A 13,538-nucleotide genomic window follows, 5' to 3' on the forward strand; every position below is an offset into this window, starting at 1 on the left:
TTTCCGTTCCGTTCCTACCGTGACCCCCTGTCCGTGACGTACGTGGGGATTTCGGCTTTCGGGTCGTGCGCTTCGGTATGCGGGGGCCATGGGTGGGTAGGGACCCGAGCATTGTCGGGGCCGATCCGGGGAGACTGCATGACGGCATTGCCGCGTCGAATACGGCGTCCCCTTCCGCGTAGCGGCGGCATCCTCGACGGTCGCTACCGCCTGGGCCCGCTGTTGGGTGCGGGCGGCACCGCCGATGTCTTCCGGGCCGTCGATCTGCGCCTGCGGCGGGAAGTCGCGGTCAAGGTCTTCCGACCGGGCGTGTGCGCGGTGACGGCGGAACGGTTCTGCCAAGAGGCGGTGTTGCTGGGCCGGTTGACACATCCTGCCCTGGTCACGGTGCACGATGTCGGTTGGCACGAGAGTTGCACGTACGTGGTGATGCGCCTGATCCGAGGCGTCACCCTGCGCGAACACATCCTGGACGGCCCCCTGACCGGCGACCGGGTGGCGCGGCTCGGCGCGCGGCTGGCCTCGGCGTTGGAGCACGTACACGCGGCGGGCATCGTGCATCGGGACGTGAAACCGTCCAATGTCCTGATCGGCCCCGGCGACGCGCCGTACTTGGCGGACTTCGGGATCTCGCGTCTCGTCGACGAACCCACCCGTTCCACTCCCGGCACCGTGGTCGGCACCGTCGCGTATCTCGCACCCGAGCAGATTCTCGGTCGGGGTACGGGGCCCGCGTGCGACGTCCACGCCCTCGGCCTGGTCCTGCTGGAGGCGCTGAAAGGCGAACGCGAGTATCCGGGAGCCTCCCTCGAAGCGGGCCTGGCTCGCTCGCTGCGCGCACCGCACATCCCGTCCTACGTTCGCGGCGAACTCGCCTCCGTGATCGAGGCGATGACGCGAGCCGATCCCGCGACCAGGCCCGATGCCGCCGAGTGCGTGCGTCTGCTCGACGCCGCCGCGTCGTCGTCCGCGCCCACCGCCGGCACGCCGCGCGAACCGGTGCTCGTGGCCGGCCACGCGTCCGTCGGCGAGGTGCCTCCGTCGACCTCGACGCCGGCCGCGTCCGGTACGGCGGCGGTACGGCGGATACGACATCGCCTGCCCGTCGCGGGTCTGGTCGCCGGCCTCGTACTGGGTGCGTGTGCGGCGACCATGGCGGTCCTCGACGACCACGCCGCCCCGGGCACGGACGACGGCCGTCCGGCCCCGGCCATCGCGCCGCTGCCGCCTGCCACGCAGCCGGCGGCCCCACCCACCGGGACCCCGACGACGGCCTCCTCCCCGTCGCCCTCGACGCCACCCGCGCGCGCGACCGCTCCCGCCGCTCCGCCCCGGGCGACGACCCACTCCGTCGGCGACCGGGTTTCCGCGTCCGCGAGCGGCGAGTCCCCGACCCGGGGCCCGAACAAGGAGCCGAAAGGCGACACCAAGCCCAGGAAGAACAGAAATGAATCCGGCGGACCTCCCGGCAAGCCGAAGCGGTAGACCCGCCACCCGGCGGATCCCCGACGACCCGACCTCGCCGACGCAGGCGTGGACCGTGTCCGTCCGTCACGACCGCGGGGCAGGGGCGCGTCCCGCTGCCATCGGTGCCACCCGAGCCGGCGGCCCGGCTGCCGGGTTCACTGCCGATGGTCCACCGGACCCGTCGCGGGTCGGGAGGGTGGCGGACCGCATCCGGCACTAACGTGGATAGGACGATGACCGGCGCGGAAGCTCGGACTGGTCCTGCGTCTCGTGTTCACCCGGTCACGGAGGAGCCATGACGGATGCCGAGAAACCCGGCCGGACCCCGGGAGTCGGTCACGGCCGCAGAAGCCGTCCCGGGGAAGCCGAGAGCCCCGAGGTGCAATCGCTACCGGTGACCCCCGCCCAACGCCGGCTCGCCCGGCTGGCCTTCGCGGCTGCGCTCGGTGTCGCGGCGATGCTGATCATCGGCGGTTTCCGGAGTCTGTCCGTGCTGATCGTGGGTGTGCTCGGACTCGCGGTGACGCTCGCGGCGCTGTGGGGTTTTCTGAGCAACCGAAGCCCGCTGCGCTGGGTCTGCCTCACCCTCGCCTTCGCCGTGCCGATCGCCGTGATCGTCTTCTACATCGCCCGCCACCAGTTGTGGGAGATCGTGGTGACACTGCTCCTGGTGGCACTGGCAGTGGCTGCCGCCAGAGCCGCGCTGATCCGGGCCCGGCCGCCCCACGGCATGCCCGAGCGTGAGAAGCCGTCCCCGGTCCGACCGTTTCTGATCATGAATCCCCACTCGGGTGGAGGAAAGGTCCGACGGTTCGCGCTGGATGACAAGGCGACCGCGTTGGGCGCCGAGGTGGCCCTGCTGAATGGTCCCGGCCGGGTCGATGTCGCCGAGTTGGCCCGAAGGGCAGTGGTGAACGGCGCCGATCTGCTCGGGGTCGCCGGCGGCGACGGCACCCAGGCACTCGTCGCCGCCGTCGCCGCCGAGAACGGCCTCCCGTTCGTCGTCGTCTCGGCGGGCACACGCAACCACTTCGCGATGGACCTCGGGTTGGACCGGGAACGGCCGGACGCCGGCCTCGACGCCCTGCGTGACGGCGTCGAACTGTCCCTGGACCTGGGGCTGATCGGCGAGCGAACCTTCGTCAACAACGCCTCGTTCGGTGCCTACGCCGAGGTCGTGCAGAGCCCGGCGTACCGGGACGACAAGCGGGGCACGATGCTTCGGCTGCTCCCCGAGATGCTCTCGGGCCAACGCGGCCCCCACCTGGTCGTCCGGATCGACGACGAGGTGGTCATCGAGGGCCCACAGGCACTACTCGTCAGCAACAACCCGTACGAGTTCGGTGGTCCGACCGAACCGGGCCGGCGGGCCCGCCTCGACACCGGCCTGCTCGGCGTCATCGCGATCACGGTCGACAACGCCGAGCACGCCGTCGAACTGCTTCGTGGCAGCCGTGGCAGGGGACTGCGCACACTGGTCGCACACGAGGTGCTCGTCGAGTCGGACGCCCCCCGGATCCCGGTCGGCATCGACGGTGAGGCCGTACTCATGCCCACCCCGGTGCGCCTGTCGATCCAACCGCTCGCACTGCGGGTGCGGGTGCCACGCGAACGGCCGGGCGTGCCACGGCCGAAGCCTCCGATCGACTTGGCGCTGCTGCGTCACCAGGCACTGGCCACGGCGCGTCTCGCCTCGACCCGTCACCGTCACCGTCACCGTCACCGTCACCGGGACCGGGACCGGGACCGGGACCGGGACCGGAAGTGACGGTCCACCGCGAAACGGACGGTTCCTCAAGTGGACGGTTTGTCGCGAGGTGGCGGTCTATCGCTTTTCCGTGGACTCCTGATCACCACTCGGTGACCGTGTCTCGACGGACCTCGACTTGGACTTGGACTTCGACTTGGGCACCGCTGCTGCCGCGGCCTGCGCGGTCGGCCACTTGAGTTCGATCTCGAGTTCGACCTCGCCCTCCCCCACTTCCACCTCGACCTCGCTGCGCAGTTCGTCGGGAACGTACATGCTCAGCACGCCCGACCCGAGCTCCAACTCGACGTCACCGCCGCTCATGAGCGCGGCCGCGAGTGCGGAGAGCAACTCGGCTGCCTCGGAGCGCGACAACGAGCCCTTCTGCTCGAACTTCAGGTCTTTCATGGGAAAGCCTCCCATCGGCTGCCAACAACCTATGCAGTCGAGTCTGCGCCCCCCGTGGGCCCTGGGCATCCGGTGACCGCGTGCGGCCCGGTGCGGCGCACTGCCGGTCGCTCGACTGGACGCCGCGAGTCGGGCAAGTTCCCATGGAGACGGGGCCGATCGATTCCCCGGCGGGTCCGCGTCGGACCCGCCGCGGCTCCGGGTCGTCTTGCACCTCGATCGTTCCGCCCCGGGTGCGGCCGACCCGACCACACGATCTGCGGAAAGCACCTTCGGTGACGTCTTCGAGGATTCTCGTATGAACGCCCGGCAGGATGAGCAGGCAGCGGTCCGGCATGCGGCGGCACGGTTGAAATCCGCCTTTCCCTCCGTGGATCCGGCCACCGTCGACGCACACGTCGAGGCGGCCCACGACGCGTTGAGCGATGCCAGGATCCGGACCTACGTCCCGATCCTGGTCGAACGACGCGCCAGAACGATGATCAAGGACGGCGGCACGCCACCTGCACCACCGCCGGCGGACCCCGAGCCCCGGGCACATGGGTCCACGGCCTGGCACCTCGAGGCTCGGTGAGCCGAAGGTGCACGTCGGGGTGTTGCAGGGCCGACAAGGGGCTCCGACCGATCCGGACGCGGGCGCGCGGGGTCTCGGGCTTCAGCCTCGGATGTCGAATTCCATGTAGTCCACATCGGTGAGTTCGACCGCGTCCAGGTCGTCGGCTCGGGTGCCGCTTTCCTGGAAGTAGGACTGGTGGAGGCCGGCGGCGACGATGCGTTCGAGGTCGCGTTCGGGGGCGCCGGCGTGGTGGGCGGCGAACAGTTCCTGCGCGTGGGTGGGGGGCAGGGGCTGGGTGATGCGGCGCATGCGGGGGTCGTCGGTGGAGCCGGCGGCGGAGGAGAAGCCGAATCGGGCGCGGGTTTCGACGATCACGCCGCCGGTGGCGGCGGCGCGTTGTTCGGCGCGGCGGCGGACTCGGGGTTGCCACAGGCGGCGGACTTCGGCGTCGATTTTGGCGTTGACGGGGCGGGGTGGGGTTTTGCGGTCGCCCTTGAGGTAGCGCTCGACGGTGCGTTGACTGACGCCGAGGAGCGCGGCGACGGTGCGGGTGCGGCCCTGGTGCTTGCCGAGGAGGAAGCGGATGCGGGCCTTGGTGGATTGGGGGGGTTTGCGGGTGAGGACGTGTTGGGCGGCCTGGTCCAGGCCGTCGCCGATCTTGCCCATGTCGGGTTCCTATTCGCCTTCGGCGACGGCGTCGACGCCGTCCTTGATGTGGCGGGCGGGGTTTTGGTGTTCGGCCAACAGGTGCAGGGCCCATTCGAGGGGGCGGGTGCCCTCGTGTTTGACCATTCCGGGGCTGACGCCGAGGCGGAAGGCGCCGGGGATCGGCTTGCCGTCGGCGGTGCGCGGGAGGACGTCCAGCGGCGAGGGGCCGGCACAGGGGTAGACGGCGCAGTCGGAGAGGACGGCGATGGGGTACAGGTCGGCGGTGGTGGCGAGTTTGCGCATCTTGCGGTGCATGCCGACGCGGGCGTTGGCGATGACGGCGGCGCGGATGTCGGGGCGCCAGGTGGGGCGTTCCAGGGCGGGCCAGCGGTCGCCGGGGCGGTAGCGGGCGCCTTGGGGGCGTTCGCGGAGTTTGCCGATGCCGCCCTTGACGGTGGCCTTGATCGCGGCCAGGACGATCGCGCGGGCCGGGTCGACCTGCTTGTGCTCGGCCATGGCGGTCAGGAAGGCGGCGTCGGTGAGGGCGGGGGTGACCCCGAGGTCGGCCATGGTGGCGAGGTAGGCGTCGCGCAGGCGGGTGTACCAGGGGTCGAGGTAGGCACCGTGGTCGGGGCGGATCCATGCCTCGAACGGGTCGATGACGGCGCCGAGTTCGGCCGCATAGGCGACGGTGGGGGTGGCGTACCAGCCGGGGCCGGTGGGGCGCTCGCCGGTCGGGGTGAAGGGGCTGGGCAGGCGGGGGTCGAGCTCGATGGTGGAGAGGTCGATGTACCAGCAGCCGGGCAACTTCTTGTCGAAGGTGGGGGCGTCGACGTGGACCGGGGGGCCCAGGCCGACCGGCAGGCGGCTCGCGGCGGCGAGGAAGGCGGCGTTGACGTCGAGGCCGACCGCGTATTCGAGGTTGCCCTCGTCGTCGCCGACCAGGTGGAGGGGGCGGTGCCAGTCGTAGGCCTCCTCGACCAGGATGTCCGCGCCGCCTCGGGACTGCGCGACGGGGTGCTCGTCCGGGGCCTCCGGCGGCGCCGGGTCCACGGCGTCGGTCAGCGAACCGGCGACCGGGCCGGAGCGCCAGGTCCCGGTGGCGGGCTCCTTGACGGCCTGGGTGGGTGGGCGCAGTTCGGTCATCAGCGCCAGGCCGGCGACGGCGGTGGAGCCGCGGGGGGTGACCACGCGGGAGGCGTAGGTGCCCAGGAGTTCGGCGAGTCGCGGTGCGGGGAAGGTGGCGGCGTCGGCCCAGGAGCGGGTGTCGAGGGCGTCCCAACCGAGGAAGGCGAACTGCACGCATTGGCGACGGCCGCCGTCGGCGGGGGGTCGGTAGACCTTGGTCCAGGGGGCGAAGCCGCGTCGGGTCAGGCGCCAGTCGTCCTTGGTGATCTGTTTGACGAGTTTGTGGTCCTCGGGCAGGCGCAGGTTGCGGCGGTCCTCCAGGTCGGCGGGCACGCCCAGGCGTTCGGCGGCGGCGGCGGTGACCACGATCAGGGGGTCGGCGTCGCGGCCGGCGCGGTGCAGGCGCTCCGCGCCCAGGCCGGCGTCCAGGGCCCAGGCGACCACGGCGGGCAGCGACTTCGCCGGGCAGGGCAGGGTGCGGCCGTCGGCCAGGTGGGCCACGAGCCGCGTCCGGTCGGTGTCGAGGACCGCGAGCGGGCCGGCCGGGAAGCGGGTGGTGTGCGTCGGGTCCGGGGTCGTGGTGTTCGGGTCCGCGGAGGGGCTGCTCGCGGCGGCCGGGGAGCGACGCGACGTGGCGCGCTTTGGTGCGGGCGCCGGGGCCGTCGGCGCAGCGGTGGGGGGCGTGGGCGCCGGGTGCGCCCATGGGGCGGCGGCGGAGGTGGCCGGGGCGGGTGTCGGGGCGCGGGTCGGGTCGGGTGCGGGAGGCGTGTCCGTGCCTGTCGTGGGGCCGGGCTCGGCGGGCCGGTCGGGTGTGGGTTCGACCGGGGGCGCCTTCGCCGGTTCGGCGGGGTCGGGGGCCGGGTCCCGGTCGGGGGTGGGATAGCGGTCGGCGAGGCCGTCCAGGAGTCGGGCGTACGCCTGGCGTTGTGGGGGGCGCGGGTCGCTGCGGCCGGCCTCCCAGGCCACCACCGTCACCCGCTGGACACCGAGCGCGTCGGCGACCTGCTGCTGGGTGAACCCGGCCGCCTTGCGCAGACGGGCGCGTTCCGCCGGCGACGGGAGATCGCTCCGGGCCTGGGCCAGCAGGGCGTCCACGGCGTCGAACAGGGTCGGGGGGTCGGACTCGGACATGCTGCACCTCCAGCCCTGAGTTTATCATGGATCACACTTTGAATCCGACATCAAATTGACATTTCGGGGTGTTCGTCGGGTTCGAGCCGGGGCGCGCCGGTCGGACACCGGGCAATGCGCCGGCTCACCGGGGAGCGGCCGCTCGGCGCCCCTCGGGGGTCGTCGGCGGTCGGTGGAAATGATGGCGCAGAGCACGCGGGATACGACGCAGGCCACTGCCCTGTCGGTCGTCCTCCGCATCGTCGCGCTCCTGCGCCGTTGCCGGATTCCGCGCGGACAGGTGCCGAGCCCGGTGGTGGGCGAGAAGGCCGGCTGTCGCGGAACCCGGCTTCCCGCGGCGGGCGTTCACTCGGGGATGGTCGCGATTCGGGCCGGGGGCTCGTCGGGTCGGCACGAACGAGCACCGGCCGGCGGCGCACCGGGGCCGAGCTCGGGCCGGTGCGCCGACGGTGAGACCTGCCGCGGGGCGGCGGCGGTCAGTGAGTGGTGGCGGGTGCCGGTTCGATGTTGCGCAGGAAGGTTCGCTGGTCGGCGAGATAGCCGTCGGCGAACAGTGAGCGGGGGGCGAAGAGGGCCACGAGGGTGATCTTGAGTTCGGAGTCCTCGAGGTTCTTCTTGACCAGGTCGTGGGTGGCGTTCTTGTAGTGCTTGACCGTCAGGGCGCCGGCGGCGTCGAGCTCGCGGCGGTATCCGGCCTCCGTGTCGGCGACGTCCACGTTGACGTCGTGGTCGGGGAGGACGAGGAGCACCGGAACGCCGCGCAGTGCGGGCAGGTCGGCCGTGACGTCCGAGTTGTTGTTGCGGGAGACGAAGCCCCAGCGGGCCTCGCTCATCGCGCCTTCGGCGCCGACGGTCGCGATGTACCGCCGATGGTCGGCGTGTTCGGCGAGCAGTCGGCGAATCGTGTCGCTCTTCGCCACCTCCCGGTCGACCTCGGCGGGCGAGGCGCCCTTCTCGCGCAGTTCGGACAGCAGGTTGTAGCGGCCCTGGCGGAGCCAGTTGATCGCCGGCGAGACCCCGATGACGAAGCTGATCCGGGTCCGGGCGGCGACCTTCGGCATCACCCAGCCGCCCTGGCTGGCGCCCCACAGGCCGACCCGGCGGCCGTCGATGTCGCTACGCGCGCGGGCCCAGGCGATGGCGGCCGCGGCCTCGTCGGCCCGGTCGTCCATGGACTGCGTCAACCAGTTGCCGGGCGCTCCGGCGACGCCGGGCTTGTGCCAGGACAGCGACGCGTAGCCGGCCTTGGCGAAGGACTCCCAGATCGGCCGGTAGCCGTCGTCGTGGGTCGCGTTGGTCGGACCGTCCCCGTGGACGAACACGACGAGGCCGTGCGGTCCCTTGCCCTTGGGCTTGGCCAGGACGCCTTCGAGGGTGTGGCCGCCCTGGCTGATGGTGACCTTTTCCTCGTCGAGGTCGAAGGTGTTCTGCCACACCACGACGCCGCCGAGGGCCACGACGACGAACATCACGCCGGCCACCGACCAGGCCACGGCGCGGAACCAGCGGCGGCTGCGGAGGCGGGGCTTGGGCGTGGGCGTCCCGGCGGGCTCGGTGGGCTCGGTGGGCTCGACGGCGGGGTCGACGGCGGGTCGGGTTCCGGGCGGGCGCTCGGGGCTGGGATGGGTCATCGGATACTCCCCCTTGGGTGATCGATACAAAAACTATCGCATGCGATACGATCGGTTTACAAACGAGAGATCAGCACGAGGGGGGGCCGGAGGGGGAGCCCGATTTCCGTACCCTCGTGGAGGCCGGCGCGCGGCGACGACGCGCCGATCCGTCATCACTACCGGGAGGCACAGATCACGTGACCGGCCAACCGCAGATCACACCCCGAGTCGAGGTCCCGACCCGCATGCTCGTACACGCGCTGATTCGCGCGGACGGCACCGTGGACGCAGGCGAGTTGTACTCGGTCGCCGGCACGCTCGACATGACCGACCAGCAGGTGCGCCTGTGCATCAAGCGACTCGTCGCCGAGGGCCGATTCACCCACGAGGGCCGGGGCCGCAAGGCGCTGTTGCGAACCACCGCCGACACCGAGCGTTCGATCACGCCGGACATCGACTTCCTGCGGTACGCCTACGAACAGGACGCCGGACGCGCGCCCTGGGACGGCACCTGGCACCTGGTCGCGTTCGCCGTGCCCGAGACCCGGCGGGTGGCTCGGGACACCTTGCGGGAAGTACTCGCGCGGCTCGGCGGCGCCCCCATCCAGGGCGGCCTGTACGTGAGCGCGAACGCGTGGGAGTCCTACGTGGAGGACGAGGTCCGGCGGCTCGACATCCTGGACGGCGTCACGTTCCTCGGCACGGACACGCTGCGGCGCGGCGACGAACGCGACCCCGTCGCACTCGTCGCCGCGCTCTGGCCGCTGGAGGCGATCGCGGCTCGGTACCACCGGCTCGTCGACGTCGCCCAGGCGCGCCTGGATCGGATCCGCGATCCGGCCGGGATCTCCACCCGGGAGGCACTCACCATCGCGGTCGAGATCGCCGCCGAGTTCACGCGCGCCATGGAGCCCGACCCGCTGCTGCCGCCGGAACTGTTGCCGCAGCCGTGGCCCGGCACCCGGGCCCGCGAACTCACGGCCCGCTGTTGGGCGTTGCTGCCGCGCGGCACGGGCGAGGCGGAGCCGAGAATCTACCAGCGCTACGACGGGGCGCTGAGCGACGCGATCCGGCGCGCCGGCGAGGATGCGCAACCGTAGTCGCCCTGCAAAGTTGAATGGTCGTTGGTTCACCGGAAATCGAGGTGGTTGGGATGGACTGGGGAGTTCTGGCGGAGTTCGCGTTCGACCAGGTGGGCGGTGCGCAGAACACCGTGACACAGGTGGTGGACAACACCGCGGTCCCCGGGGAGGCGCCCGTCGTGGTGACCTCCGCACGCGGTCGCGACGAGTGGAGCAACGGCACGCTGGTGCTCACCACGCATCGTCTGGTGTACGTCAAGGAGGGCAAGCCCACCGTGGCGGTGCCGCTCGCGGGCGTCACCGATGTCGCCTTCGGCACGTCCCGACTCTCGGGCAACGTCGTGAAGGTGACCGCCATCAGCGGTGCGCACAGTTGGGAAAACGTGGCCGACGGACCGGCGTTCGTGGCGAGGCTGCGCGAGGCGGTGACCGGCGCCGCGCTCCGGGAACAGCAGGCGCCGCAGCCGGCGGCGCCATCGGCCGAGCCTGTGGCAGGAGGTGCCGGCGGTTCCGCGATATTGGACGGCCTCGAACGCCTCGCCACCCTGCATCGCGCCGGGGCGCTGACCGACGAGGAGTTCACTGCGGCGAAGCGGCGGCTCATCGAGGGTTGAGGGCGCGGCGCCCGGTCGACCGGGTCGCCCGGAACGAATGGGCCGGCCGCGGGAGTACGTGGCGGCCGAATGCGGATATCGCCGGGCCCGGGGAGGCCCGAAAGCGCGTGGACCGCCCGTGGGCACTCCCCCGGGCGGTCCACGCTTGCGTGCTTCCGGGCGGAACGGGCCCGGGTCGTTCGGCGGTGCTGCGTTACTCGGCGCCGGCGGCCTTGCGGTAGGTGGCCACGTGGACCCCCGTGCCGCTGGTGACGGTGGAGACGAGTTCGAAGGCGCGCAGCGCGCCGTCGCTCGGGTAGATCGTCTTTCCGCCGCCGAGAAGTACCGGCATGATCATCAGGCGGAGTTCATCGGCGAGACCTTCGGCGATGAGGGTGCGGGCGAGCGAGGCGCTGCCGGTGACGACCAGGTCGCCGCCGTCGAGGTCCCGCAGCTTGGTGATCTGTTCCAATGCCTGGTCGCCCGGTATGCGGATGGTGTTGTTCCAGGTCAGATCGTCGTCGGTGAGCGTGTTGGTCACGACGTACTTGGTGATGTTGTTCATGTGGTCGGCGAACGGGTCGCCCGCGCGCTCCGGCCAGGCGGCGGCCATGGTCTGCCAGGTGCTGCGGCCGAACAACATGGCCCCGGTGGTGACGCTCCACTCGGCCAGGGCCTTGCCCATGACGGCCGGGTCGAAGTAGGGGTGCGTCCAACCACCGTGGGCGAAGCCGCCGTCGGTGTCCTCTTCCGGGCCGCCCGGTGCCTGTACGACGCCGTCGAGGCTGACGAATTCGGCGATTACGATACGCATTCGGACATCTCGCTGTTCTTCTGGTGATTGCGAAAGCGGGGTTGTCGAGGCGGTGGCACGGGTGCGACACACCGCGCCGTCTCCGGAATTCGTCGCCCCGGGACGTTCTGCTTTTCCGACGCGACAAACGCTAGGATGCATTTACTTCAGCGTCAATCGATCAAGGCCCATATTTCATTGAAACAGCAGGTCAGGGAGTTGGAATTGTTGCAATGAATATGACGTCTCCCGGCTCGTATATTGCAATGACCTACCGTTGCAAGGAGACTGGTTCGACCGAGAGAACGCACGGACCCCAGGAGCGAACAGCCATGCCCGGAGGCAGACTCACCCGCCAGGAACGCCAACAGATCGCCGCAGGACTGGCCGAAGGGCTCTCCTACAGCGGCATCGCCAAGCGCCTGGAACGGCCGACCTCGACGGTCGTCCGCGAAGTGATGCGCAACGCGGGCCCGCTCGACTACCGCGCGGACCACGCCCACCGGGCCACCCAACGGCGGGCCCGCCGCGGTGCGGTCGCCCCCGACTCGCCCGGCAGGTCGGCCGCCGCGGCATACCCGCAGGACGTACGGGAGTTCGCGGTGCGCTTCGCCGCGCTCCTGAACAACCTGGGAATCCCGCGCATGCCGGCCCGCGTGCTCGGCTGCCTGTACACCAGCGACAGCGGCAGCCTCACCGCGGCGGAACTGGTCCTGCACCTGCGGGTCAGCCCGGCCTCCGTCTCCAAGGCGGTCGCCTACCTGGAAGGGCAGTTGTTCGTACGGCGGGAACGCGACGAGGAGTTGCGCCGGGACAGGTACGTGATCGACGACGACGTCTGGTATCGCGCGCTCGTCGCCAGCGTCCGGACCAACACCGCCGTCGCACAGGCCGCGCGCGACGGGGCGGAGATCCTGGGCGAACAGACCCCGGCCGGCCGCCGCCTCGACGACATGGGGGTCTTCCTCGACCGGGTGGTGCGGGACCTGGTCCGGTCGGCCGAGCATTGGCGCTCGGCCCGATGAGTGCGGGTCGGCGCGTTGACGCCATGAGGGCCTGCACGGCCTCGGGGGAAGATCGCGGAACACGACAACTCCCGGCAAGGGTGCGGGTGTTCTGCGAGTGGTATCGCTGTGCCGCTCGGCCCCGGGGTGGTTGGGTCAGTGGACTCGGCAGACCCGGAAGCCGATGCCGGCCGTGCGGAGTCGGGCGATCAGCGCGTCGCCCATCGCCGCCGCCGGTGTGACCTGTCCCGAGGTCTCGGGCAGGTGGTCCAGCGCCAGGCACAGGGCCGCCTCGCCGAGCATCTTCGCGGTCTCGTCGTAACCCGGGTCGCCGCCCGAGACCTCGGTGAACGCCTGTTGTCCCCCGCCCGCTCCGACGAACCGGACCCGGAACCAACTGCGCCCTCGTTGCTGTTCGTTCGGCCCGCGACCCGGCGCGTACCGGCTCGTCAACCAGGAGCGCACGGGAGGGATCTGCGCGGCGGCCACCAGGGCCGCCGCCCCGATCGGTGCCGCGAGCGCCATCGGCAGGGTCTGCACCGACGCGTAGTGCCGGTAACGGAAGTCGGGGCCGTACCGCTCCAGCGCGGCGGCCGAACGCCCCACCACGATCGGGTCGATCGTGGGCAGCGGCAACGCCCACGCGCCCGTCTCCCGGCTGAACCGCGGTGCGCCCGGCGCGATGCGGACCCGGCGCCCGACGAGCCCGGGTTCGTGCCGTCGCCGCTCCCGCGCGGCGGCCGTCGCCTGGAGCCCGCGACCGATGACGGACAGGGCCGAGGCGAACGTCCCTCCCGAGATCCCCGCCCGGGTCCGAACGAAGCCGTCGACGGACAACGGCACGTCCTTCGGCAGTTGTCGGACGGTGAAGAACACGCCCAGGTCGTGCGGCAGCGAATCGAAACCGCAGGAATGCACGATCCGCGCACCCGTCTCCTGCGCCCGGCCCGCGTGCCGCACGAACATCCGGTCGACGAACTCGGGTTCACCGGTGAGATCGGCGTAGTCCGTACCGGCCTCCGCGCACGCGGCGACCAGCTCCTCCCCGTACCAGCCGTACGGGCCCACCGTCGACGCCACCACCCGCGTGGACTGTGCCAACGCGCGCATCGTCGCCGGATCGCCGGCGTCCGCGACCACGATCGCGAGATCGGCCGCCCGGTCCGGGAAGGACTCGGCCAGGTCGGCCCGCAAGACCTCCAGCTTCTTCGGGTCACGCCCCGCGAGCGCCAAGCGGCAACCGTGCGGCGCGTGCGCCGACAGGTACCGGGCGGTGAGCCGGCCGACGAACCCCGTCGCGCCGAACAGCGCGACATCGTAAGGCCGTTGACGGTTCGGGTTGTGGCGCATTCGGGCTTCTCCAGGTGT

The 13,538-nt window shown here is 71.4% G+C and carries 12 protein-coding genes; 6 read left to right on the plus strand and 6 right to left on the minus strand.

Annotation, left to right across the window (positions count from 1 at the left end):
• Positions 1–138: 138 nt before the first annotated feature.
• Together ABZ374_RS39190 and ABZ374_RS39195 are read left to right on the plus strand one after the other, a co-directional pair.
• Positions 139–1,485, plus strand: a complete 1,347-nt coding sequence (locus ABZ374_RS39190) for a serine/threonine-protein kinase (protein ID WP_360321102.1) — start codon at positions 139–141, stop codon at positions 1,483–1,485.
• Positions 1,486–1,861: 376 nt separating this feature from the next.
• Positions 1,862–3,235, plus strand: coding sequence for a diacylglycerol kinase family protein (locus ABZ374_RS39195; RefSeq protein ID WP_360321105.1), 1,374 nt, complete (start codon positions 1,862–1,864; stop codon positions 3,233–3,235).
• 57 nt (positions 3,236–3,292) lie between these two features.
• Here ABZ374_RS39195 and ABZ374_RS39200 read toward each other — a convergent pair whose 3' ends face one another.
• Positions 3,293–3,622 carry an amphi-Trp domain-containing protein gene (locus ABZ374_RS39200; RefSeq protein ID WP_360321108.1) on the minus strand — a complete coding sequence of 110 codons (330 nt, stop codon included), beginning with the start codon at positions 3,620–3,622 and terminating at the stop codon, positions 3,293–3,295.
• A 298-nt stretch (positions 3,623–3,920) separates the two neighbouring features.
• On the opposite strand from ABZ374_RS39200, the gene ABZ374_RS39205 reads away from it, so the two are divergent.
• Positions 3,921–4,196, plus strand: coding sequence for a three-helix bundle dimerization domain-containing protein (locus ABZ374_RS39205; RefSeq protein ID WP_360321111.1), 276 nt, complete (start codon positions 3,921–3,923; stop codon positions 4,194–4,196).
• An 81-nt stretch (positions 4,197–4,277) separates the two neighbouring features.
• On the opposite strand, the gene ABZ374_RS39210 is transcribed toward ABZ374_RS39205, so the two are convergent.
• The 3 genes from ABZ374_RS39210 to ABZ374_RS39220 all read right to left on the minus strand — a co-directional run bounded on the left by ABZ374_RS39210 (position 4,278) and on the right by ABZ374_RS39220 (position 8,716).
• Entirely contained in the window at positions 4,278–4,844 is a 567-nt protein-coding gene (locus tag ABZ374_RS39210) for an XRE family transcriptional regulator (protein WP_360321114.1), read from the minus strand.
• 9 nt (positions 4,845–4,853) lie between these two features.
• Positions 4,854–7,085, minus strand: a complete 2,232-nt coding sequence (locus ABZ374_RS39215) for a helix-turn-helix domain-containing protein (protein WP_360321117.1) — start codon at positions 7,083–7,085, stop codon at positions 4,854–4,856.
• Between the two features lie 476 nt (positions 7,086–7,561).
• Positions 7,562–8,716: an alpha/beta hydrolase gene (locus tag ABZ374_RS39220; protein WP_360321120.1), complete on the minus strand. Its 1,155-nt coding sequence runs from the start codon at positions 8,714–8,716 to the stop codon at positions 7,562–7,564.
• Positions 8,717–8,895: 179 nt separating this feature from the next.
• On the opposite strand from ABZ374_RS39220, the gene ABZ374_RS39225 reads away from it, so the two are divergent.
• Both ABZ374_RS39225 and ABZ374_RS39230 read left to right on the plus strand, forming a co-directional pair.
• Complete coding sequence (locus ABZ374_RS39225; RefSeq protein WP_360321123.1) at positions 8,896–9,798, plus strand: PaaX family transcriptional regulator C-terminal domain-containing protein; 903 nt, start codon at positions 8,896–8,898, stop codon at positions 9,796–9,798.
• Positions 9,799–9,851: 53 nt separating this feature from the next.
• Positions 9,852–10,394 (plus strand): SHOCT domain-containing protein, encoded by a 543-nt coding sequence (locus ABZ374_RS39230; protein WP_360321126.1) that lies wholly within the window; start codon positions 9,852–9,854, stop codon positions 10,392–10,394.
• Between the two features lie 193 nt (positions 10,395–10,587).
• Here the strand turns inward: ABZ374_RS39230 and ABZ374_RS39235 are convergent, their stop codons facing one another.
• A complete protein-coding gene (locus ABZ374_RS39235; RefSeq protein WP_360321129.1) occupies positions 10,588–11,187 on the minus strand; it encodes a dihydrofolate reductase family protein in 600 nt (199 codons plus the stop codon).
• A 311-nt stretch (positions 11,188–11,498) separates the two neighbouring features.
• Here ABZ374_RS39235 and ABZ374_RS39240 point away from each other — a divergent pair, with 311 nt between their 5' ends.
• Positions 11,499–12,191, plus strand: a complete 693-nt coding sequence (locus ABZ374_RS39240) for a helix-turn-helix domain-containing protein (protein WP_360321132.1) — start codon at positions 11,499–11,501, stop codon at positions 12,189–12,191.
• Positions 12,192–12,326: 135 nt separating this feature from the next.
• On the opposite strand, the gene ABZ374_RS39245 is transcribed toward ABZ374_RS39240, so the two are convergent.
• Positions 12,327–13,520 carry a saccharopine dehydrogenase NADP-binding domain-containing protein gene (locus ABZ374_RS39245; protein ID WP_360321135.1) on the minus strand — a complete coding sequence of 398 codons (1,194 nt, stop codon included), beginning with the start codon at positions 13,518–13,520 and terminating at the stop codon, positions 12,327–12,329.
• Between the last annotated feature and the right edge of the window lie 18 nt (positions 13,521–13,538).

The organism is Embleya sp. NPDC005971 (genome assembly GCF_040629175.1).
Lineage (GTDB): Bacteria > Actinomycetota > Actinomycetes > Streptomycetales > Streptomycetaceae > Embleya.